The sequence below is a fragment of the Wolbachia endosymbiont of Culex quinquefasciatus Pel genome, from assembly GCF_000073005.1.
Lineage (GTDB): Bacteria > Pseudomonadota > Alphaproteobacteria > Rickettsiales > Anaplasmataceae > Wolbachia.
In genome coordinates, this window is record NC_010981.1 from 987,056 (window position 1) to 1,006,697 (window position 19,642).

Annotated in this window: 19 protein-coding genes; 7 read left to right on the forward strand and 12 right to left on the reverse strand. The window is 33.8% G+C overall.

The genetic code is table 11. From position 1 onward, the window contains the following. Positions 1–473 precede the first annotated feature (473 nt). Positions 474–1,859, reverse strand: a complete 1,386-nt coding sequence (gene purF, locus WP_RS04555; protein ID WP_007302311.1) for an amidophosphoribosyltransferase — start codon at positions 1,857–1,859, stop codon at positions 474–476. 249 nt (positions 1,860–2,108) lie between these two features. Between purF and WP_RS04560 the strand changes: the two genes are divergently transcribed. Further along, positions 2,109–3,341, forward strand: a complete 1,233-nt coding sequence (locus tag WP_RS04560) for a hypothetical protein (protein ID WP_007302312.1) — start codon at positions 2,109–2,111, stop codon at positions 3,339–3,341. Between the two features lie 131 nt (positions 3,342–3,472). Here WP_RS04560 and WP_RS04565 read toward each other — a convergent pair whose 3' ends face one another. The 3 genes from WP_RS04565 to def form a co-directional block, all read right to left on the reverse strand. Continuing rightward, the gene (locus tag WP_RS04565; protein ID WP_007302313.1) at positions 3,473–4,000 is read right to left on the reverse strand and encodes a demethoxyubiquinone hydroxylase family protein; all 528 of its coding nucleotides are present in this window, start codon (positions 3,998–4,000) and stop codon (positions 3,473–3,475) included. 509 nt (positions 4,001–4,509) lie between these two features. Continuing rightward, on the reverse strand, positions 4,510–5,283 hold the full coding sequence (locus WP_RS04570) for a uracil-DNA glycosylase (protein WP_010403847.1): 774 nt from the start codon (positions 5,281–5,283) through the stop codon (positions 4,510–4,512). Next, on the reverse strand, positions 5,273–5,812 hold the full coding sequence (gene def, locus WP_RS04575) for a peptide deformylase (protein WP_007302315.1): 540 nt from the start codon (positions 5,810–5,812) through the stop codon (positions 5,273–5,275). The genes WP_RS04570 and def overlap by 11 nt, the downstream gene beginning before the upstream one ends. Positions 5,813–5,949: 137 nt before the next feature. Between def and ftsA the strand changes: the two genes are divergently transcribed. Further along, positions 5,950–7,188, forward strand: a complete 1,239-nt coding sequence (gene ftsA / locus WP_RS04580; RefSeq protein WP_007302316.1) for a cell division protein FtsA — start codon at positions 5,950–5,952, stop codon at positions 7,186–7,188. 117 nt (positions 7,189–7,305) lie between these two features. Continuing rightward, entirely contained in the window at positions 7,306–8,088 is a 783-nt protein-coding gene (gene map / locus WP_RS04585) for a type I methionyl aminopeptidase (RefSeq protein WP_007302317.1), read from the forward strand. A 30-nt stretch (positions 8,089–8,118) separates the two neighbouring features. On the opposite strand, the gene WP_RS04590 is transcribed toward map, so the two are convergent. Next, complete coding sequence (locus WP_RS04590) at positions 8,119–9,330, reverse strand: MFS transporter (RefSeq protein ID WP_012481950.1); 1,212 nt, start codon at positions 9,328–9,330, stop codon at positions 8,119–8,121. A gap of 205 nt (positions 9,331–9,535) precedes the next feature. Between WP_RS04590 and rsmH the strand changes: the two genes are divergently transcribed. Next, positions 9,536–10,420 carry a 16S rRNA (cytosine(1402)-N(4))-methyltransferase RsmH gene (rsmH, locus tag WP_RS04595; protein ID WP_007302319.1) on the forward strand — a complete coding sequence of 295 codons (885 nt, stop codon included), beginning with the start codon at positions 9,536–9,538 and terminating at the stop codon, positions 10,418–10,420. A 260-nt stretch (positions 10,421–10,680) separates the two neighbouring features. Here the strand turns inward: rsmH and WP_RS04600 are convergent, their stop codons facing one another. Then, on the reverse strand, positions 10,681–11,553 hold the full coding sequence (locus WP_RS04600; protein ID WP_007301954.1) for an IS982-like element ISWpi16 family transposase: 873 nt from the start codon (positions 11,551–11,553) through the stop codon (positions 10,681–10,683). Between the two features lie 819 nt (positions 11,554–12,372). After that, positions 12,373–12,672, reverse strand: a complete 300-nt coding sequence (locus WP_RS04605) for an ETC complex I subunit (protein WP_007302320.1) — start codon at positions 12,670–12,672, stop codon at positions 12,373–12,375. A 142-nt stretch (positions 12,673–12,814) separates the two neighbouring features. Here WP_RS04605 and WP_RS04610 point away from each other — a divergent pair, with 142 nt between their 5' ends. Next, a complete protein-coding gene (locus tag WP_RS04610) occupies positions 12,815–13,426 on the forward strand; it encodes a 50S ribosomal protein L25/general stress protein Ctc (RefSeq protein ID WP_007302321.1) in 612 nt (203 codons plus the stop codon). Beyond that, positions 13,426–13,989: an aminoacyl-tRNA hydrolase gene (gene pth / locus WP_RS04615; RefSeq protein ID WP_007302322.1), complete on the forward strand. Its 564-nt coding sequence runs from the start codon at positions 13,426–13,428 to the stop codon at positions 13,987–13,989. Before WP_RS04610 ends, pth begins: the two co-directional genes overlap by 1 nt. A gap of 34 nt (positions 13,990–14,023) precedes the next feature. Here the strand turns inward: pth and recA are convergent, their stop codons facing one another. After that, positions 14,024–15,091: a recombinase RecA gene (gene recA, locus WP_RS04620; RefSeq protein ID WP_007302323.1), complete on the reverse strand. Its 1,068-nt coding sequence runs from the start codon at positions 15,089–15,091 to the stop codon at positions 14,024–14,026. Between the two features lie 114 nt (positions 15,092–15,205). Between recA and truA the strand changes: the two genes are divergently transcribed. Next, the gene (gene truA / locus WP_RS04625; RefSeq protein WP_007302324.1) at positions 15,206–15,943 is read left to right on the forward strand and encodes a tRNA pseudouridine(38-40) synthase TruA; all 738 of its coding nucleotides are present in this window, start codon (positions 15,206–15,208) and stop codon (positions 15,941–15,943) included. A gap of 1 nt (position 15,944) precedes the next feature. Here the strand turns inward: truA and dnaN are convergent, their stop codons facing one another. The 4 genes from dnaN to WP_RS04645 form a co-directional block, all read right to left on the reverse strand. Beyond that, entirely contained in the window at positions 15,945–17,096 is a 1,152-nt protein-coding gene (gene dnaN, locus WP_RS04630) for a DNA polymerase III subunit beta (protein ID WP_007302325.1), read from the reverse strand. 111 nt (positions 17,097–17,207) lie between these two features. Beyond that, a complete protein-coding gene (locus WP_RS04635; protein WP_007302326.1) occupies positions 17,208–17,705 on the reverse strand; it encodes an invasion associated locus B family protein in 498 nt (165 codons plus the stop codon). Then, the gene (locus WP_RS04640; RefSeq protein ID WP_012481951.1) at positions 17,698–18,591 is read right to left on the reverse strand and encodes an RNA polymerase factor sigma-32; all 894 of its coding nucleotides are present in this window, start codon (positions 18,589–18,591) and stop codon (positions 17,698–17,700) included. The genes WP_RS04635 and WP_RS04640 overlap by 8 nt, the downstream gene beginning before the upstream one ends. Positions 18,592–18,874: 283 nt before the next feature. After that, complete coding sequence (locus WP_RS04645; RefSeq protein ID WP_007302328.1) at positions 18,875–19,561, reverse strand: P44/Msp2 family outer membrane protein; 687 nt, start codon at positions 19,559–19,561, stop codon at positions 18,875–18,877. Between the last annotated feature and the right edge of the window lie 81 nt (positions 19,562–19,642).

The window sequence follows — 19,642 nt, forward strand, 5'->3', positions numbered from 1 at the left end:
GCTAGAATGACACCATTTGCTACGCAATTTACTTTCAAAAATGAATGCTCGTACAGCTGTGTGTCAGCTACTTACATAACACCTCTCGAAAATTACTTTAGTTACAAATATTAAGAAATTTACAAAACGAAGAAAAAAGGCAAAAGAATCCCCGTGTGACGAGTTTTAATAATTTAAATTGATAATGTGCTAACAAGCGTGATTTGGCTTAATGTAGAAAAAATTTAAAAAGCCGCTATAATTTTTATGTAATTTGCCAATAAATATTTGAGTTTTTTACTGATTTTTTGATTGAGCCTGCAGGTCAAAAACAAGGATAAATACTCTTAGTATCATAGTAAAGGGAATGACGAAATTTGTAAAGTAGTTTTTACTCAAATGACGCCCAGGCAAAAACTATATGGTTATGCAAAAATCTATTTTTAAAACTGTTAATATAACATAGAAAAAACCTCACCTTCATTAATAATAGATTACTTACCAATTGGGTAATCACCAGTGAAGCAAGCATCACAATATTGCGGTGTAGCATTGTTACGCACCTCTCCTTTAACAGCCCTGTATAGGCCATCAATACTCAAGAAGGCTAGGCTATCTATTCCTATAACTTCCTTAATTTCCTCTACAGATTTATTTGCAGCAATTAAATCTTTGCACTCTGGCGTATCTATTCCATAAAAACAAGAGTGCTTAATTGGTGGACATGAAATCTTTAGGTGAATTTCTTTTACTCCTGCATCTTTTAACATAACTATTATACTTCTGAGCGTGCTACCACGCACTATACTATCGTCTATTAAAATTATGTTTTTACCCTTTAAAATATGCTTATTAGCATTGAACTTTAATTTTATTCTAACCTTACGTATTTCAGGGATTGGCTGTATAAATGTTCTTCCTATATAATGATTACGAATTATCCCCAGTTCCATAGGTAATCCTGAATGCTTTGCATATCCAATAGCTGCAGGTATTCCAGAATCAGGTATTGGTACAATCATATCTACATTGTTCTTTGGTGGACTTTCCTTTGCAAGTATTCTTCCTATTTCTTTTCTTGTATCGTATATAGACCTATTCTCCATTATGCTGTCTGGTCTTGAAAAATAAACGTATTCAAAAATACAAAAACTTGATTTTTGCTTTGGGAAAGGAAACATTGAGGCTAGCTTACTATCCGAACTGATGGTAACTAATTCGCCTGGTTCTATTTCTCTAATAAACTCTGCATTTATTATATCAAGAGCACAAGTTTCAGATGCAAGAACGTAAGAACCGTTTAACTTTCCTAAAACAAGAGGCCTGATTCCAGATGGATCACGTACTCCAATAACTACTTCTTGATTGATTGCCACAAAAGAATAAGCACCTTGTATTTGCTTTAATGCATATATAAAACTCTCTAAAAAGCTATCTTTTTCACCGCTTGCTGTCAGATGCACTACTACTTCTGTATCAATATCTGACTGAAAAACACACTCTTGTTTAATTAATTGTTCGCGTATCGGAGAAATATTAATTAAATTACCATTATGTGCTATGGCGAAATCTCCAAATTTGCCACTTTTGCCAAACATGGGCTGCACTCCAAATTTACTACCACTGGTTGAGTATCGAACATGACCTATTGCACAATCTCCAGGTAAGGATTTCTTTATTTCATCTATATCATCAAATACGCTGCTCACTTGACCTTGAAAGTGATAAGAGAGCAGCTTATCGTTGTTACTGGTTACTACACCAAAAGACTCTTGACCTCTATGCTGCAAAGCGTGGAGAGCAAGTATAGAGTTAAAAGCAGCACTTTGGTTGCAACTTATGCCAAATACCCCACACTCCTCATGTACTTCATCAAGCATGAAAAATATTAAATAAAGCCTGATTGTACTTTAGTAGAGGTAAAGTACAAGAATTTTATTTGTTAATCCCTTTCAAAGTTGAAGCTTTCTACGGTAGTTTTGATGTATACCAGAAAGTAGATTATATGCAATTAACCAATTTTGAGATTTTTGACAATTTTTTAGCACTGAAGAGAAAAAGATATTTTTATTGACTTATCTATGTATTGAAGTAATCACTAAAAAGTTTTATTGGTTATGGTATATAATATGTCTAAGCAAGTAGGTAAACAAGGTGAAAGTAATCTTATTTTAGAGCCTGAACAGTTCTCTAACAGCTTCTTCAATAGTCAACAGAGTAGTTCATCAAATCCAAAATTACCGACTATAAGTCGTAAAGATAGGCATATGGATTTAATCAAGAAAAGGTACGCAAAAAACAAAGATGTTGCAGAATATCTAAGAAGTTATGACTTTATTAAAAGAGCAGAAGAATTGTCAATAATTTATCTTTTTGAGCGAGACTCATCTTCTACGAAATTGCAAATACCATTGACTACAGATGAACAAATTCTAGTTAAAAAATTTTGTGATGAGATGATAAAAGGTATAACAGAACACGATGAGCAAGAAAGCGTTTTAAAGTACATGGAACGCATAATAGAGGGTTATTTAAATCAAGGAATAAGATTAAACTCATATTACGGTAAGGATAATAAGACTGTAACAAATTTTATATTTGAAAAAATGGAAGAATTAATTAATCGCTTTCATGCAAATCCACACAATTCAACTACAAAAAATATCATACAAAAGATCACTCGTAATTTAGTGTTAAAAGGTGGGGTAGAAAAAGGATTATCTTTTTATAGCGATATTGAAGGCGGATATTACGGCTCTAATTATTTAAATGATCTTAACGAACAATGTAAGAGTAAGAAAAAAATGCTAGAGGGTCTAGCATATGAAGGTATTGTGAAAGAAAATAACAAGCAAATTGATAAATATGATCTTGAAGTAGAAGTAGATAATAAATATTTTTATATTAAGTATCCACAAGGTAGTATTGTTGAAATTGCGAGAACTTTAAATAATGAAAAAGCTAAGGATTTAGAAGTTGGCATATTTCAGATTGAGGAAAATATAGTAAAAGTTGAAATTACAGAAGATGGAAAAAGAAATTACACAGATATCTTAAAAGGTGGTATTGAAATATTTTTTACTACTAAAATAGGAGAGATTAGTATTTATCTACGGAAAGATGGTAACAAAATGGTAGTAGAAATTGATGAGAAAAGCAAAATAAGGTTTAGCAAGTTAGAAAACAAATCAAGCTTTGGAGGGAATTGTCTTATACAGGGAAAAAGTGTTTTAGAAGTTATGGGCAAGAGTTTTGAAAATATTCCTGAGGAGTTAACTCAGACTATTAAAAACGTTCCATCTACTAGTCTTATGCAAACATGTTTACAACAACAAGAAAACTCTAATAGGGAATTAAATTAATGTATTTTTAGGATAATAATTAAGAAATTAATTATAAACATTCATACGCATTCGATTGTAGTAGAGGATATGAGGCAGCAATTAGCACAAGAACTAAAGGCAAATGTGGTTGGTTGTCAAATAGTGATTGATTAAATCAATTTAGAGAGGTAAATAGCAGCTTTGCAGCTTGTTTTTATGAACAAAGATAAAACGTTGTAGCCAAGTGCGCTTTCGGCATTGTGCTGAATTGCAATATCTCTGTGCTCTAATTCCTCATCGCGAAATTTACTTATAGTTTCTCTTAATTCCCCATCTTCTAAATGTAAGACTTGCTCCTTGTAGTGCTCTCCGATCACTTCTTCAACTGCAGCAGTGCAAGCCATAGCGGCTTTTTTACCCATCATGGCAGTTACAACACCAAGTGATACCCCTAAAGCACCCCAAACTGGCAACAAAACAGTAGGACGAACTCTTTGCTCCTTGATTTTCTCATTAAAATAGTGGAAATGTTTTTTTTCCTGCTCCTCCATTTCAATTATTTTGTCAATTATGGAAGATTTTTTAAGAATAAATTTTTGACCGGAATAAATGCAAATGGCTCCATATTCGCCAGCATGATTTACTCTAATTGCTTGTTCTAAAAAATTTCCTTTCAATTTTTTTATATTGCTTTCCAATGTCTCCTCCCTTTATTTCTGCATTAGTACTACTATAAACCAATATATTATAGAGTAAATAAAATTCCATGCATACATTGCACCAACATTGTGATTACAGGAACTCAAGTAGCAATAGCAAAAGTTACTTGACAGACTCTCCCACTTTCCCTTATCATATCAATAAGAGTATTTATCCTTGTTTTTAATCTCTGCAGATTTAACAACAAAATTCAGTAAAAAACTCAGGTATATATTGGCAGATTACATAAAATTATAGCGGCTGCATGTCTTTTTATTTTTTCTACATTCAGCCAAAACACGCTTTAAATAAGCGTTAGCACATTATTACAATGCCAATTTACATTATTATAGGGTCAAAACTCACTACTGGGGGATTCTTTTGCCTTTTTTTTGTTTAGTAAATTTCTTAATATCTATAACTAACATGAACTAGGCAGTGTGTCAATAGGGTGTCATTCTAGTCTGGAATGATAGGAGAAGGTACTGCGATGACAACAAGTAGTAAGCTAAACGTCCGTGTGGTTATTGGTATTATCAAGATATTCTCTAATCTTCTTTAAATCTTCCCAAGCTAAGCGTTTTTGTGCTGGTTGACGAAGTAGATAGGCTGGATGAAATATAGCGGCTGTGGTAATTGCATGAGATAAATATTGGTTAGTATAAGTATGAAATTTGCCACGCAAGTTCGATATAGTCTTTGTGTTATCAAGAAGGCTATAACATGCGATTCCTCCAACAAAAATCAGAATCTGCGGTAAAACAAGAGCAATATGCTTCTCAACAAATGGTCTGCACATATCAAGCTCTAGATCAGTTGGTTTTCTATTACCTGGTGGACGCCAAAACACGGTGTTGCTTATATATACCTTAGTGCGGTCCAGATTAATTGCACCGAGCATCTTATCGAGCAGCATTCCGCTTGCACCACAAAATGGTATGCCTTTCAGGTCTTCATTTGCTCCTGGTGCTTCACCAACAAGCATGATTTTTGCATTTGGATTACCATCGGAAAAAACAGTATTAGTTGCAGTTTTTTTTATTTCACAACCCTCAAATGACTTAACTGCACTTCTTAGTTCATCTACACTACCACATTCACTTGCAAGCTTCCTTGCTTCAATGATCCAATCACTTGGGAACATGGCTTTTTTCTGCTCGATGACAGAAGACTGTGCAGCTCTCTCATTTTCCACTTTTTTTTCCTCTTCACCTTCAGTTAGCGTGCAGTCAACACCCACTTCATGATAGAACTTCAACAATTCTAGATCTTCATTGTTCATAGTGCCTCTTAACCTTTTGAGCTTTTTTCATAGCCATATCGTACTTCAATTTAGACAAATGTCTAACGTATAATATACCATTTAAATGATCTAACTCATGCTGAATACACCTTGCAAGCCAACCACTAGCTTTTAGCGTCTGTTCTTCGTTATTTAAATTTTTATATTTCACAGTTAAATATTTTGGACGCTTAATTTCATGGCTTTGCTCTGGAATTGAAAGGCACCCTTCTTTGAGAATTACTTGTTCACCCGATAATTCTGTAATTTCAGGGTTAATCATGCAAAATTTGCCAGTTGATTCATATCCTGCTGGCCCATCTTCAGCCTTCTCTGGCTGAACGTCCATGATAAAAATTCTCTTCAGCACTCCAACTTGTACTGCAGCAAGACCAAGACCTTCTGCATAGTACATAGTTTCGAACATGTCGTTTACTAATTCTTTAATTTTATCGGTTATATCTATTACTTCACTGGCACGTGTAGTTAACCTTTCATCAGGGGCAATTACAATTGGCAATTTAGACATAAAATTAAAATTTTATGTTTTATTTTTTCCTTTGTACAGTATTTTGGGTATATTAAAATGTTGCTGTATTTTTAATAGAAATATAAATTATTAAAGGAAGCTACAATTTGAATGGAATTGTGTCATAAGGTCAACTAATGTACTCTGCAGTAATAATAAAACCAAAGCGAAATGTTTTTGCCGTTTTAGACGTAGGTACAACAAAAATTATCTGTCTCATTGTTAAGATCAATAGCAACTTCAGCTATAAAATAATAGGAACGGGTTATAAAAGTGCAGAAGGTATAAGCGGTGGATCAATAACTGATGCAAAGCATGCAAGTTACTCTATTTCATCAACTATAGGTTTAGCTGAGCAAGTATCAGAAGAGACTATAGACCAGATATATGTGAATGTAGCCGGATGTGGAGTCTCATCTTTTAACGTATATAACGAAATTATTGCAGCTAATCACGAAATTTCAGACCGAGACATAAAACGTGTAGTCTTTCAGACATTTGAGAAATATATCGAAGAAAATGTCATCATTCACAATATACCACTGAAATATCACTTAGATGATATGACTGACATAAAGGAAGTCAGTGGATTATATGGAAAAAGATTATCTGCTGATGTTAATGTTGTCACTGCTTCGCGTCCAGCGCTTACCAATATCGAAAATTGTATAACTAATAATAGTGGGATAAGTATGTCTGGTTGTGTTGCTTCTGCATATTCTGCAGGCCTTGCCTGTCTAAGTAAAGATGAAAAAGAGCTAGGAACTGCCGTTGTTGACATAGGAGGTGGATGCACTGCAATTGGAATTTTTAAGAGAGGAAAACTTGTGTACACAAGCAGCATTCCAATTGGTGGCATTCACATTACCCGAGATATAGCTTATGGACTATGCACAAGTATAGAGCATGCTGAACGCATAAAAATACTATACGGTAGCACTATTGTAACTTCAATAGATGAGAATGAATGTATTGCAGTGCAAAGTAATGAAAGCGATGAACCAACTCAAGTGTTTAAGTCTGAACTTGTTAACATCATAAGACCAAGGGTTGAGGAAATACTTGAGCTGATAAGAGAACAATTTCAAGAACAGAAAGATCCAATTAATAAAGTAGTGATCACAGGTGGAACCAGTCAACTCACAAGCATGAAAGAAATTGCAAGCTATATATTCAATAAACAAGTCCGTATCGGATGCCCTGAATCTTGTAGCGGTCTTGATGGCGAATACGACAAAAATCCTGTATTTTCTGCTGCTTTAGGCTCTATAAAGCTAATAGTTGACACCTTTTATAGAAATAATTCTGGAATGCTTGGTCACGATGGCAAAATAAGTAAGTTATACCATTGGGTTAAATCAAAAGTCACAGTCTAGATTTTTGTCTTTATCTCTTAATATACAAATGGCTTGATCTAAGAGCTTATTTTTATAGTATTATTACACTGATGTATCCGTAAGAGAAGCAGAAAATTACAATAAAACGTAAGAAACATGAACATAACTATACATTCACAAGAAGATTTTGACTTTATGCGTAAAGCTGGCAGGCTTGCAGCTGAAACCCTTGATTTTATTGCACCACACGTCAAAGTAGGCGTAACAACTAATGAATTAAATGATCTATGTCATGATTTTATAATCAATGCAGGTGCAATTCCAGCACCACTGAATTATAAGGGATATCCGAAATCAATTTGTACTTCGAAAAATGCTGTTGTATGTCATGGTATTCCTGATGATAAACCTCTTAAAGATGGAGATATTTTAAATATTGACGTTACAGTGATTTTAAATGGCTGGTATGGTGACACAAGTCGCATGTTTTGGGCTGGTAAACCCTCAATAAAAGCAAAGCGTTTGTGTAATGCTACTTATAATGCGCTAATGGAAGCAATAAAACAAGTCAGGCCAGGCAATAAGTTAAATAAAATAGGACTTACTATAGAAAAATATATTGAAGATTTTGGATATTCTATCGTACGCAATTATTGTGGACATGGCATAGGAAAGGTTTTTCATGCTCCACCAAATGTTGTACATTTTTATGATGAAGGTGAGGATCTTATCTTAAAAGAAGGCATGTTTTTTACGGTAGAACCAATGATCAATGCTGGAAAACATGAAACTCTGCTCAGCAAGCTAGATGGCTGGACAGTGACAACACGTGATCTTTCACTTTCTGCACAGTTTGAGCATACGCTTGGAGTCACAAAAGATGGAGTTGAAATATTTACACTATCACCTAAAAATTGGCATTTTCCACCTTATGATTAGATTTTTTAAACACTTGGTTTTTGAAAAAATCTAACTCTTAACTTGTGATATAGCAACTAACCCAATTAATGCACAGAAAATCATGTAAAAACTTGCTAAAGTTCCTTGTCCTGTAACTTTGATAATAGTTGTGCATATAAATGGTGCAAGACCACCAAAAAATCCCGAAGCTATATTTCTTGATAAACCAAATCCACTGTATCGTACCTTTATTGGGAATAATTCACACATAAACGCGCTAACAGGACCAAGAGAAGCAGCTATTGGGATTATAAAAAGAACGTGCGCCATTATGGTGAGCAAATTATTACCACTTAGTATCATTGAAAAAACTGGATAACTTACTACTATAAAAGTCACAAATGCAAATTTCATGACTCTTTCTCTCCCTACCTTATCAGAAAGTATTGCAAATAGTATAGTCAATCCTCCAAGTGCAACCTGATTCAATATTTCTACTGCGTGATTAAAGTGAGTGTTTATTGTTGATGCAAGTAGATTAAAAAACACTAAATATATGTAAAGAGATGCATTCTCAACTATGTCAACTCCAATTGATATTAGAAAAGGTTTTTTATAGCCATTTAACAGTTCTTTTAACGGTAATTCATGTGGCTTTTCCTGCTTTTTATATTCTGGGCTTTCATCGAGTATATATCTCATATATATACTGATTAATCCTATTACAAAACTGAAAATAAAAGGCAATCTCCATCCCCAAGATTCAAAATCGGATACTTTTTTGCATATAAGCACCACTATAAGACTTAATATTGAGCCAAGAATTGCGCTCAATACTTCAATACTGCCAAAGAATCCTCTTTTATTTTTAGGAGCATGCTCTATTAAAAATGGGGCATTTCCTGCCTCTCCTCCAAGAGATATACCCTGCAATAATCTTAAACATACCACCAGTACTGATGCGAGTACCCCAATGTTCTGATAGCCTGGAACAAATGCAATAAGTACGGTTGATAGAGTCATCAATATGATAGAGAGAAATAGAGCAATCCTTCTTCCATATTTATCGCCAATGTGGCCAAATATAGCAGCACCAATTGGTCTTATTAAGAAACCCACTGCAAACACTCCAAAAGCTTTAAGTATGCTGACTAATTTGTCGTCTGATGGAAAAAACACATCTCCGATTATGCTTATTAGATGGCTGAAAAGCATGTGATCATACCACAACAAAGTGTTACAAATTAAACTTGATAGTATTACTTTTGTTATTTGTTGCACGAAATCTTCCGTAATTTGTTTGATATTATAGTAATATTACTTACTTTTTCAAACGTGAATTATGTAAATGTTATATTAATAATATTATCTTATTAAATTTTTATATCGTTGATTATATTTAAATATTCTTATACTATACCTATATATTTCCATATATTTTTTGGCGAGAAAGTTATTTTAATTTAAGTGCACAAAGTCTCTTGATATGACACATATTCCAGTTTTGTTGAAAGAGATGCTACTGCAATTGTCACCACACAGTGGTGGTATATATGTGGATGCCACGTTTGGAGCTGGAGGATATAGCAAAGCAATATTGGAATCCGCTGATTGCAAAGTGTATGCAGTTGATAGAGATGAAACAGTTACTAAATTTTATGATGATCTAAATGTTAAATACCCTAATAGAATAAAGTTATTTATTGAAAAGTTTAGTAATATCAAAAATTTATTAGATAGTAATAACATTAAAGGTATCAATGGAATAGTTTTCGACGTTGGAGTTTCATCTATGCAGCTTGATAATGGAGATAGAGGATTCTCATTTCTACGTGATGGCCCACTTAACATGAGCATGGATAACTATTCTCATATGAATGCTTCGACGTTTGTTAACGCTTTACGTGAAGAAGAGATTGCGAACACTATATATAATTATGGGGGTGAGCGTCATTCCCGCAGAATCGCAAGAGCGATAGTAAATGCGCGGAAGAAGAAAATTATCAAAACTACATTTGAACTTGCGGATATTGTACGTTCTGTAGTGTTTCGTGGAAAAAGCAAGATTGACCCTGCAACTAGGACATTTCAGGCAATCAGAATATGGGTAAATGATGAGCTAGGAGAGCTTGAAAAGGGTATTAAAGCTGCATCTGAGATTTTAAGTGAGAACGGCAAATTAATTGTAGTTACTTTTCATTCTTTAGAAGATCGTATAGTCAAAACTGTTTTTAAAGATTTATGTGAACCAGGATCTACTAAAACATTCTCCCTTTTAAATAAAAAAGTGATCAAAGCAAGTTCAGAAGAAATAAATGTAAATCCACGCGCGCGTTCAGCAAAACTGAGAGCTATACAAAGGTTATCATGAGGACCTTTCATGCCATTTCAATAATTATATTTTTATTGTAGGGTTATTTAAGGTAAAATTACACGTTCAATCACTAAATAGAGAACTAGCATGAATAAAGCATAAAATTAATTTAGTGCAAAGCGACATAAAAGTCCTGCAAGCAGAATGGAGTTATTTGAGTAATCTAAAAAAACTTGCAGTCTTACGGAGAAATACCTAAAAAATAACCCTTTGATACTAGCTAGCCAGATTCGACTCTCTGTAACCTCAGTTATGGATTAGCCGATAAAGAAAGGCATAGAAATAGAAGGCTTTTTGGACTGCATGGAGTAGGAAATCAGAACAGAAAAAACATGAATTAGGAAATTTGTTGGCGATCTATGTCTTGTATGCTCAATCTCAAATTTGTTTTTCAAGGAATCAAAAACAGTCTCAATAATCGACCTTTTCCTTAATAAAATCTTCTCTTTAAGTGAAATTAGTGCGTTTTTCATACCTTTTTTTACTTTAGTGACTAACTTTAGGCCTCTATCGAAGAGTTTCTCAAAAAGCTCTTTCTTTATATAGCCCTTATCTCCAAACAAAAGTCCGGTCAGTCTTTTAGTGAGAGTTGGTAAAGGTTTTCTGTCATCAACGTTACCTTTGGTTAGGGTAAGTGCTTGAATTTCACCAATTTCGTTAATCACTAAGTGCAACTTGAAGCCAAAAAACCAACCATACGTACTCTTACTAATTTCTGCTAGATGATTAAAAACTTTATTCCTAGAGATCCTTTTTTTGTGGCAAACGGCAATCGTAGAGGTGTCGATGTAGGAAGTGCCGGTCATTTTCGCTTGTTCACAGAACCATTGCAAAAGTAATGCTAAATACCACAAAACTCGCGGCTTTAAGGCAATAAATCTGTGATATGAAGGCAGCTTTGAAAACTCTGATCTATAGAATAACTGAAGATAACAAAGATAAAAAGCCTTGAAGTTTTTACATGGTGATTTATGGTATAACAGGATTATGGTTAGAATTTCTGAGTGCGCTATTTCTGGTACTCTGGTTGGTTTTTTGCCGTTTGATAAGAACCTATTTGCAAAATTATCATCTACCGCACGACAAAAATCCTCGACGCAACAGTACAGTTCTGTAATATCTTTCTTCATGGGTAACCTCTTATTATTACTAAAATACTCGAGTTTACCCTGTTTCCCTCTTCTTAGTTATACTTTTATCTATTTTCTAATCCATAACTGAGGTCTGTAGTGTGTTAGCACAACTTAAAACCCAGAATAACAATTAGAACCTATCTTGAAAGGGAAAAAAATAAGATGAGGTAAGCAAAAAATAGGAGGGTAACGAGTGATAAGGCCAAATGTTGCACAAGGGGCGATAACAATTATTAATGCAATGAAATATATAATGAGGGAGTTTAATATAGTTATGCAAGAGGCCTAATTTGAAATATTAACATGAAAAATTGCTTGCGCATATTTCAAATCTGATTATAATTACAATTAGAGATATTTTAAGAGCTCAAAATCTATCTTTGTCTGCAGACTTTTTCTATTAAACAATCAAACTCATTAAATGTAGTGTGTCTTCTTCAGTGTATACACGTATACTTAATCTCTGTCGTATGTGCACTGCATTTTTTTCTAATCTTTTTTACACAGGAGGATTTTATGTCCAGAATTCCAGATATTTGACTTTTACTTTAGCTAAAAACCAATAGGCGCCTATTGTTTAACGCTAATTAAAATAAAAATTTTTCTAATATATAGAAGAATCACTGTTTACTGAAAATGGGATACGATTGCCAAGAAAGCTGCGAATGTCAAAGAATTTTAGGTAAACATTATTTGCTTGACGTATGAGCGTGCTCTCCTTACTGCAAGAACTCTTTAATATATGCTTAACCACTTAAGTCCTTTCAAGATATGTTCTTAGATTTAAGCTTTTAGGTAAACATACTACAATAAAATTTACTTTAGTATAAAATTATTTGCATAAGATTTTGGCAGTCTTTTAACATCTTTTGGCATTTCAATTGTGTACTTTGTGTTGTGTTTCTTTGCGTAAGATATTGCTTTTTCAAGAGAATCAAACTTTAATACAATCTGTTTTTGGGGATCTTTTGAGCCAACCCATCCCATCAAAGGTTCAATATAGTAAGAACAAGGCTCAATTTTTAGGTACCAGAATTTTGTATTACCTAAGCCAGATTGTGTTGCAGTTTTTGTTGGCTTATAAATCTTAAAAACTACTTGATCGTTAATACTCATAGTCCTTACTACGTAATCTTAAGTATATATCTAAATAAATTTTTCCACAAAGAATTAGTGTGAAAGAATGAAGTTTGAAATAAATATTTTTATGTTATATTATTAAATTATATAAAAAGGATTAGCTGAATAGGAGTAATCGATGGCACAGCAAGAAATGGTAACAATTAATGCAGAGTTACGTGATGTAAAAAAAAAGAAAGCGATGCAGGCTCTGAGGGAGAAGGGAAGTATACCTGCAGTTATATATGGTAAAGGGCATGATAACGTAAATTTGACATTGTCTGCAAAGGAATTTACTAAACAATATAAATCAGGTGCTCTTTCTGCACATTTAATAGAACTAGATATTTCAGGGAAAAAAGAATATGCTCTTGTTCGTGATATTCAATGGCATGTAGTAAAGGATACTGTGCAACATGTTGATTTTCAGTTTGTTGATAAAGGTAGTGAAATTAAAATAGATATACCTTTATCATTCATCAATGAAAGTAAATCACCAGGAATCAAATTAGGTGGAGTGCTTAATGTTCTGTGTCGTTCTATTACTGTCAAATGCTCTCCTGAGAAAATACCTCAAGTCATAGAAATTGATTTGTCTGGCAAAATGATTGGTCAGTCTATACATATCAATGATGTAAAATTGCCAGAAGGTGTTAAATTTGTAGCTCATGAGGAAGAAAATTTCACCATTGTAACAATCTCTGCTGCCGATAGTGATGTTGAAGAGACTCAAACAAAAACAGAGGAGTAGTGCATTTAATAGCTGGGCTTGGTAATCCTGGTAGTCAATATGAGTTAACTCATCATAATATTGGTTTTATCGTTATTGACGCAATCTACAAATATTGGAATTTTCAGTCATTTTCTAAGAAAGCCGATTACTTGATAACCTCTGGCATAATTAACAATAATAAAGTTATGCTAATAAAGCCTTATTCGTTTATGAATAATTCAGGTATTCCTGTTGCAAAAATAAAAAATTTTTACAAATTATCGCTAGACAATATTGTTGTCATACATGATGATGCTGACTTGAAATTTGGAAGAATAAAAGTAAAAAAAGGTGGTAGTTCTGCTGGACATAATGGACTTAAGTCTATAGATAGCTTTATTGGTAATGATTATTGGCGTTTAAGATTTGGAGTAGGCAGGCCTGAAGGTCAGAAAAGCTTAGCAGACTATGTGTTATCAAAATTTGAAAATTTTGATAACGTTATCCTCTTAGTGGAAAAAATAGCAAAAAATATACACCTAATGCTGCAAGGAGATACCACAGCTTTTATCAACTCGGTTGAGAGTGAAACTTTAGTATAGCAAACGAATACTGCCCAATACAAACTAATTTAGATTAGAATACTGATTCTTCTAGAAGTTGTTCGCGTTCCTCTTCTATTGCAATGGAATTATCATGATTTTTAAATAAATCTCTGATTTTTGTTTCTATTTCACTTGCAATTTCTTTGTTTGCCTTGAGGTAACTTTTTACATTTTCTCTTCCTTGGCCAAGACGCGTATTGTTATATGAATAATAAGCACCTGCCTTTTCAAGTACACCAAGTTTTGCTCCTATATCTATTATTTCTCCAAGTTTTGATATGCCTTCATTGTACATTATATCAAATTTTGCCTCTCTAAACGGAGGAGCAACTTTATTTTTTACAACTTTAACTCTCGTTTCATTACCCGTAATATTCTCCTTATCCTTTATCGCACCAACTTTTCTTATATCAAGTCTTATAGAAGTATAGAATTTTAACGCATTTCCACCAGTGGTAGTTTCAGGATTTCCATATACTACTCCTATTTTCATACGAATTTGGTTGATAAATATCAATATACAGTTTGCTTTTGAAACTACAGAAGTTAGTTTCCTGAGTCCATGGCTTAGAAGTCTTGCTTGTAGTCCCATGTGCTGATCGCCCATATCCCCTTCAATTTCAGCTCTTGGAGTTAGTGCTGCAACAGAATCAATAACTATTACATCAACTGCACTAGAACACACTAAATACTCAACAATATGCAACGCCTGCTCTCCAGTGTCTGGTTGTGAAATTACCAAATCATCAGTTTTCACTCCAAGTTTACGAGCATATATAACATCCAGTGCGTGTTCCGCATCGATAAATGCACATAAACCTCCTTTTTTCTGTGCTTCAGCAATTACATGCAAAGCAAGGGTAGTTTTACCAGAACTCTCAGGGCCAAATATCTCAATTATACGTCCTTTTGGCAATCCCCCAACACCCAGAGCTGAATCAAGTGCAATCGACCCTGTAGATATCGTGTCTATTTTTTCTACAGGATTTTGCTTTAGTTTCATTATTGCACCTTTACCGAATGCTTTTTCAATTTGACTTATTGCATTATCTAGTGCTTTTTGCTTATCATTATTTCTTTCTTCTGGATTATGTGCCATGGATCATTTATTAACTTGTATAGTCTCCATGGTAATTGAACGCAACCAATCTGCCAAGGGTTTTTTAATAACGAAGAACGTTAGTTACCTAAAATTAGATAGATAGACTTTGTAGTGCGATACAAAATAACGATAGAATACAATGGTAGTAGTTTCTCTGGCTGGCAAAAGCAACAACACTCTGCTAACTCAATTCAGGAAACCATAGAAAACGCTATATTTAATTTCAGTGGCGAGAGAGTCTCTTTGCATTGTGGTGGCAGAACTGACACAGGGGTTCATGCTTTAGGGCAAGTTGCTCATTTCAATATGGAAAGGCAATTTGAGCTTTACAGAATAAGAAATGGAATAAACTATCACTTAAAAGCGATTCCTATAGTTGTGCTTAGTGCAGAAGCCGTAGATGATGCATTTCATGCGCGATTTTCAGCAAAAAAAAGATATTATGAATATAGAATAATTAATCGCTACGCTCCTGCAGCTCTGGAAATCGGTTATGTGTGGCAAGTATTTAACCCACTTGACGTAAACATCATGCGTGAAGCTGCTAGACACCTGCTTGGAAAACATAATCTTTCAAGCTTTCGCTCAAAAGATTGTCAAGCTACAAATCCGGTCAGAACAATCGATGATATTGATATAGTACAAAACGGAAGTCACATATACATCAAAATATCTGCGATTTCCTTTTTACATAACCAGGTGAGGATTATTGTTGGTACTTTAGTTGAATTTGGAAAAAATAGAACTAATCCACAAGAAATGCTAAACATATTAAGTCAATGTAAAAGAAACGCTGCTGGAATCACTGCACCGCCTCACGGCTTATACTTAGTAAAGATAGATTACTAGCTTAAGTCCTCATTGGCATTACTATATATAGTGCACTTGGATCATCTTCATCAGTGATAATTGTAGCGCTATTACCATCTGATAAGCTAAATTTACACTTGTTTTCTATACAGGATAAAACATCAAGCAAATAACGAGAATTAAATCCTACTTCCATAAGAGCTCCATCGTAATCCACTTCTATAGACTCAGTTGCATCACTACACTCTTGGGAATTTGAATGTAGAGTTAATAAATTCTCTTGCAATGAAAATTTAATTGATTTTATTTTATCGGACACAACAACGGAAACTCGGTCTATAACACTAGCAAGTTTGCTACTCTCAACAATCATTTGTTTATCTTGAGACGTTGGAATAACGGCTTTGTAATCTGGAAAAGTTCCATCTATCAATTTTGATATTAGAATATACTCACCACATGTAAATTTGATTTTTCTATCTGAAAGTTTTATATTTATCTCATTACAATCATCCAATACTTTCAACAGTTCCATGATAGTTTTACGTGGAATGATCACCCCAAATTCTCCGTTGATATCTTCAGGTTTAGGCCTTTTTATACATGATAAACGGTGGCCATCAGTTGCAACGCAGTACAGAAATTGCTCATCTGTATGCAGATATATCCCATTCAAATTATACCTTGTATCATCTAGCGACACAGCAAACTTCGTTTTAGTCAACAAGTCTACCAAATCTGCACTTAGTAGAGTGAAATCGTATTGATGATCACCTTCTTCAAGAACAGGGAAGTTATTTGAAACTACGTTCGGTAAAGAAAAATTTGCATTTCCACAGGATATCAATAATTTTCCTTGATTATTCATTTCGAAATTGACATCCAAATTAGTTGGCAATTTTTTCACTATATCATGTAAAGTATGTGCTGAGATTTTCACTTCTCCTTCTGCTGATACATTTGCAGTAAGTGAGGCAAATATTGAAATGTCAAGATCAGTAGCCTTCAATTTTATGCTACCATATTGTGCTTTGATATTTATACACGCTAAAACATCTATCGCGTTGCGCCTTTCAACCACTCCACTTACCCTGGATAGCGTATTTAAAAGGCTTGCACGACTTACACTAAAACGCATTTGTTCACACACAGAACTTTGTTCTTTGATTCCTATATCTACAATTTTTGACATATTAATTCTCAAAAATATATTTTAAATGATATTCATATTCTATGTAAAGTGATATCCATATTTTTGTCTGAGAGACAAAACAGCCTATCTTATACTTTAGTGATCAATAATTTACTTTGTATGGCATAAGTCATGCATTTTTTGGTACGCTTTTTGAAAGCCAAGCAAGGAATAAGTATCATCAACATTTGCTGTTTTTACTTTTCCATTAACTACCATTGATAATCCCTGCTTCATTTTTAGAATCAAATCTTGGTCCATTTTTGTATCATCTGTCCACGCAAGACTTCTCTGTATTATTGGCAATTGATATTTAATTTTTTTATCGATATTGAGAACTACAGGCTCATTATTATACTGAAAGCCAGAAGTGACGCTCACCTCATCTGCTTTTTTATCAACGTAACTGACCATTACATACGGCTTGCGATCGGCTGTATAATGTTCACTTTTTTTCTTAGGATGAGATACAATATAACACACTTTTTCACCATCTTCCAATGCAGTATACACAAACCAGTCTTTATATTTTTCGCTCAGTTGTACATTACTAACCGATGCAAGAGTGTCTATTGAAAGAAATATTAGAAATACGAAAAGACTACGCATGTAAACCGAATTTCAAACTCTCTGATTTTATATGTTGTTTTACCTTACTCATCGCTTGCTCAGCCAGCTGTCTTATTCTTTCTCTTGAAACACAATATTTTTTGCTAAGCTCATCCAAAGTCTGAGTATTCTCAGATAAATATCTGCTAATGAAAATGTCTCTTGATCTTTCATTAAGACTTGCCAGCGCATTGCTTAAAATTGTTTCTTTTAATGCCTTTTCTTCATGATTCTGGTAAGCTACTTCTTGACTAACTAAATTACACGGAATCATATCTTGTAACTCCTTTTTAGAGTCATCACCTATTTTTATACAATTATTTAACGACTGATCCTTACAAGCCAGACGATAGCTCATCTGTACAACATCTTCTTCAGATACAGAAAGCTCATTTGATATTGCTTTTATTTCTTCTTTACTCAAAGTTTCTCTGTTTGTGTATTGTAAAATTCTTTTTTTTATTTTACGTAAACTAAAAAACAATCTCCTTTGTGCTTGCGTTGTACCTATTTTTACAAGTGACCAAGATTTTAATATAAAGTCTTTCATTGAAGCTTCAATCCACCATACTGCATAAGTTGAAAAACGAAATCCCAAGTCAGGATTGAACTTTTTCACTGCATGCATTAAACCCATATTTCCTTCCATGACCAGGTCCATCAACAATAGACCGTAATTCTTAAATTTCATTGCAATTTTTACTACCAAATTCAAATGGCTAGTAATCAACCTGTGAGCAGAAGAAATATCCTGGTATTCTTGCCAATTTTTTGCTAATCGCACTTCCTCTTCTTGGGAAAGCATAGGAAATTTTCGCACTTCAGCAATATATTGCATGAGATTAGTGCTACTATTAACACATAAATTTGCTACTGGGGTCAACATAATAACTTAAATTAAAACTCTATACATATAATATATTGATTTTCAGTGAAAAATTCAAGCTTTAATTAAAAAAGCATAACTTTATATCTAGTTGAGATCTTAACAACAGCTACCTAAATGTAGAATTAAAATTGCCAGCGTGTAACGATAAAAGCTACATTAGATAAATAATGTGTTATTCCAGTGCTCAAACACTGGAATTCACATTTCTTTTTTCTAGATCCCAGTGTCATGCTACTTGAATGACAAGAAAAACTCACTGGGATAATAAGACAAAGATAGACTAGAAATTAAACGCTACTCCAGCTTCTGCACCAACAGCGCTGTAAAGGACATTGATCTCTTTAGTAGCTGATACTGCTTCTTTATTAAAACTAGCACCATAAGAACCAAAATAACGAGCACCAGCAAAGAGTTTGATTTCTGGGGTTACATCATAACTAACACCAGCTTTTGCTTGATAAGCAAAACCAAATCCTTTTTGATCTTTAACTGCACTAGCTTCTGAAGGATTGCTGATATATGCTGCACCAACACCAACACCAACGTATGGAGTGATAGGCATATCTTCAATCGCTATATCGTAATAAACGTTAACCAATCCTGAAAATGCTGCCACACTGTTTGCAACAGTTGTTGGAGTAAATGTTGCACCACTAACGTCGTTTTTGTTTAGTTGTGAGTAAAGTCCCTCAACATCAACCCTGATATCGTCCATTTTATAACCAAATGCAGCACCACCAGCCATAAAAGATGCTTTTAAAGGATCATGAACTTCGGTTCCTTTTTTATATTCAATGCCGTCAATTCTTGTTTTAAAAGGTAAAACTTCACCATTATATTGCAAACGAACATAGTAGCTAGTTTCTTCATCACTTATTGGACCAATAGGGTCTGATGAAAAAGCAGAGTTTGATAGGCTTAGCAACGTCACTAAAGCAGCTGCCGAAAAAAACTTTTTATAATGCATAATTGCCCTCGTTAAAAAAATTAAAATTCCACTTTAGCAGTCTAAATAATAACTAAAGTTAAGTCAAGTGCTAACTTAATA

Bases quoted from the DNA above. Each gene is read 5' to 3' on its own strand.
- map (WP_007302317.1), top strand. From the start codon at position 7,306: ATGAACATAACTATACATTCACAAGAAGATTTTGACTTTATGCGTAAA.
- WP_RS04560 (WP_007302312.1), top strand. From the start codon at position 2,109: ATGTCTAAGCAAGTAGGTAAACAAGGTGAAAGTAATCTTATTTTAGAG.
- WP_RS04570 (WP_010403847.1), bottom strand. From the start codon at position 5,283: ATGAACAATGAAGATCTAGAATTGTTGAAGTTCTATCATGAAGTGGGT.
- WP_RS04600 (WP_007301954.1), bottom strand. From the start codon at position 11,553: ATGAAGAAAGATATTACAGAACTGTACTGTTGCGTCGAGGATTTTTGT.
- def (WP_007302315.1), bottom strand. From the start codon at position 5,812: ATGTCTAAATTGCCAATTGTAATTGCCCCTGATGAAAGGTTAACTACA.
- WP_RS04640 (WP_012481951.1), bottom strand. From the start codon at position 18,591: ATGTTGACCCCAGTAGCAAATTTATGTGTTAATAGTAGCACTAATCTC.
- WP_RS04610 (WP_007302321.1), top strand. From the start codon at position 12,815: ATGGCACAGCAAGAAATGGTAACAATTAATGCAGAGTTACGTGATGTA.
- WP_RS04605 (WP_007302320.1), bottom strand. From the start codon at position 12,672: ATGAGTATTAACGATCAAGTAGTTTTTAAGATTTATAAGCCAACAAAA.
- ftsA (WP_007302316.1), top strand. From the start codon at position 5,950: ATGTACTCTGCAGTAATAATAAAACCAAAGCGAAATGTTTTTGCCGTT.
- purF (WP_007302311.1), bottom strand. From the start codon at position 1,859: ATGCTTGATGAAGTACATGAGGAGTGTGGGGTATTTGGCATAAGTTGC.
- dnaN (WP_007302325.1), bottom strand. From the start codon at position 17,096: ATGTCAAAAATTGTAGATATAGGAATCAAAGAACAAAGTTCTGTGTGT.
- WP_RS04635 (WP_007302326.1), bottom strand. From the start codon at position 17,705: ATGCGTAGTCTTTTCGTATTTCTAATATTTCTTTCAATAGACACTCTT.
- rsmH (WP_007302319.1), top strand. From the start codon at position 9,536: ATGACACATATTCCAGTTTTGTTGAAAGAGATGCTACTGCAATTGTCA.
- recA (WP_007302323.1), bottom strand. From the start codon at position 15,091: ATGGCACATAATCCAGAAGAAAGAAATAATGATAAGCAAAAAGCACTA.
- WP_RS04645 (WP_007302328.1), bottom strand. From the start codon at position 19,561: ATGCATTATAAAAAGTTTTTTTCGGCAGCTGCTTTAGTGACGTTGCTA.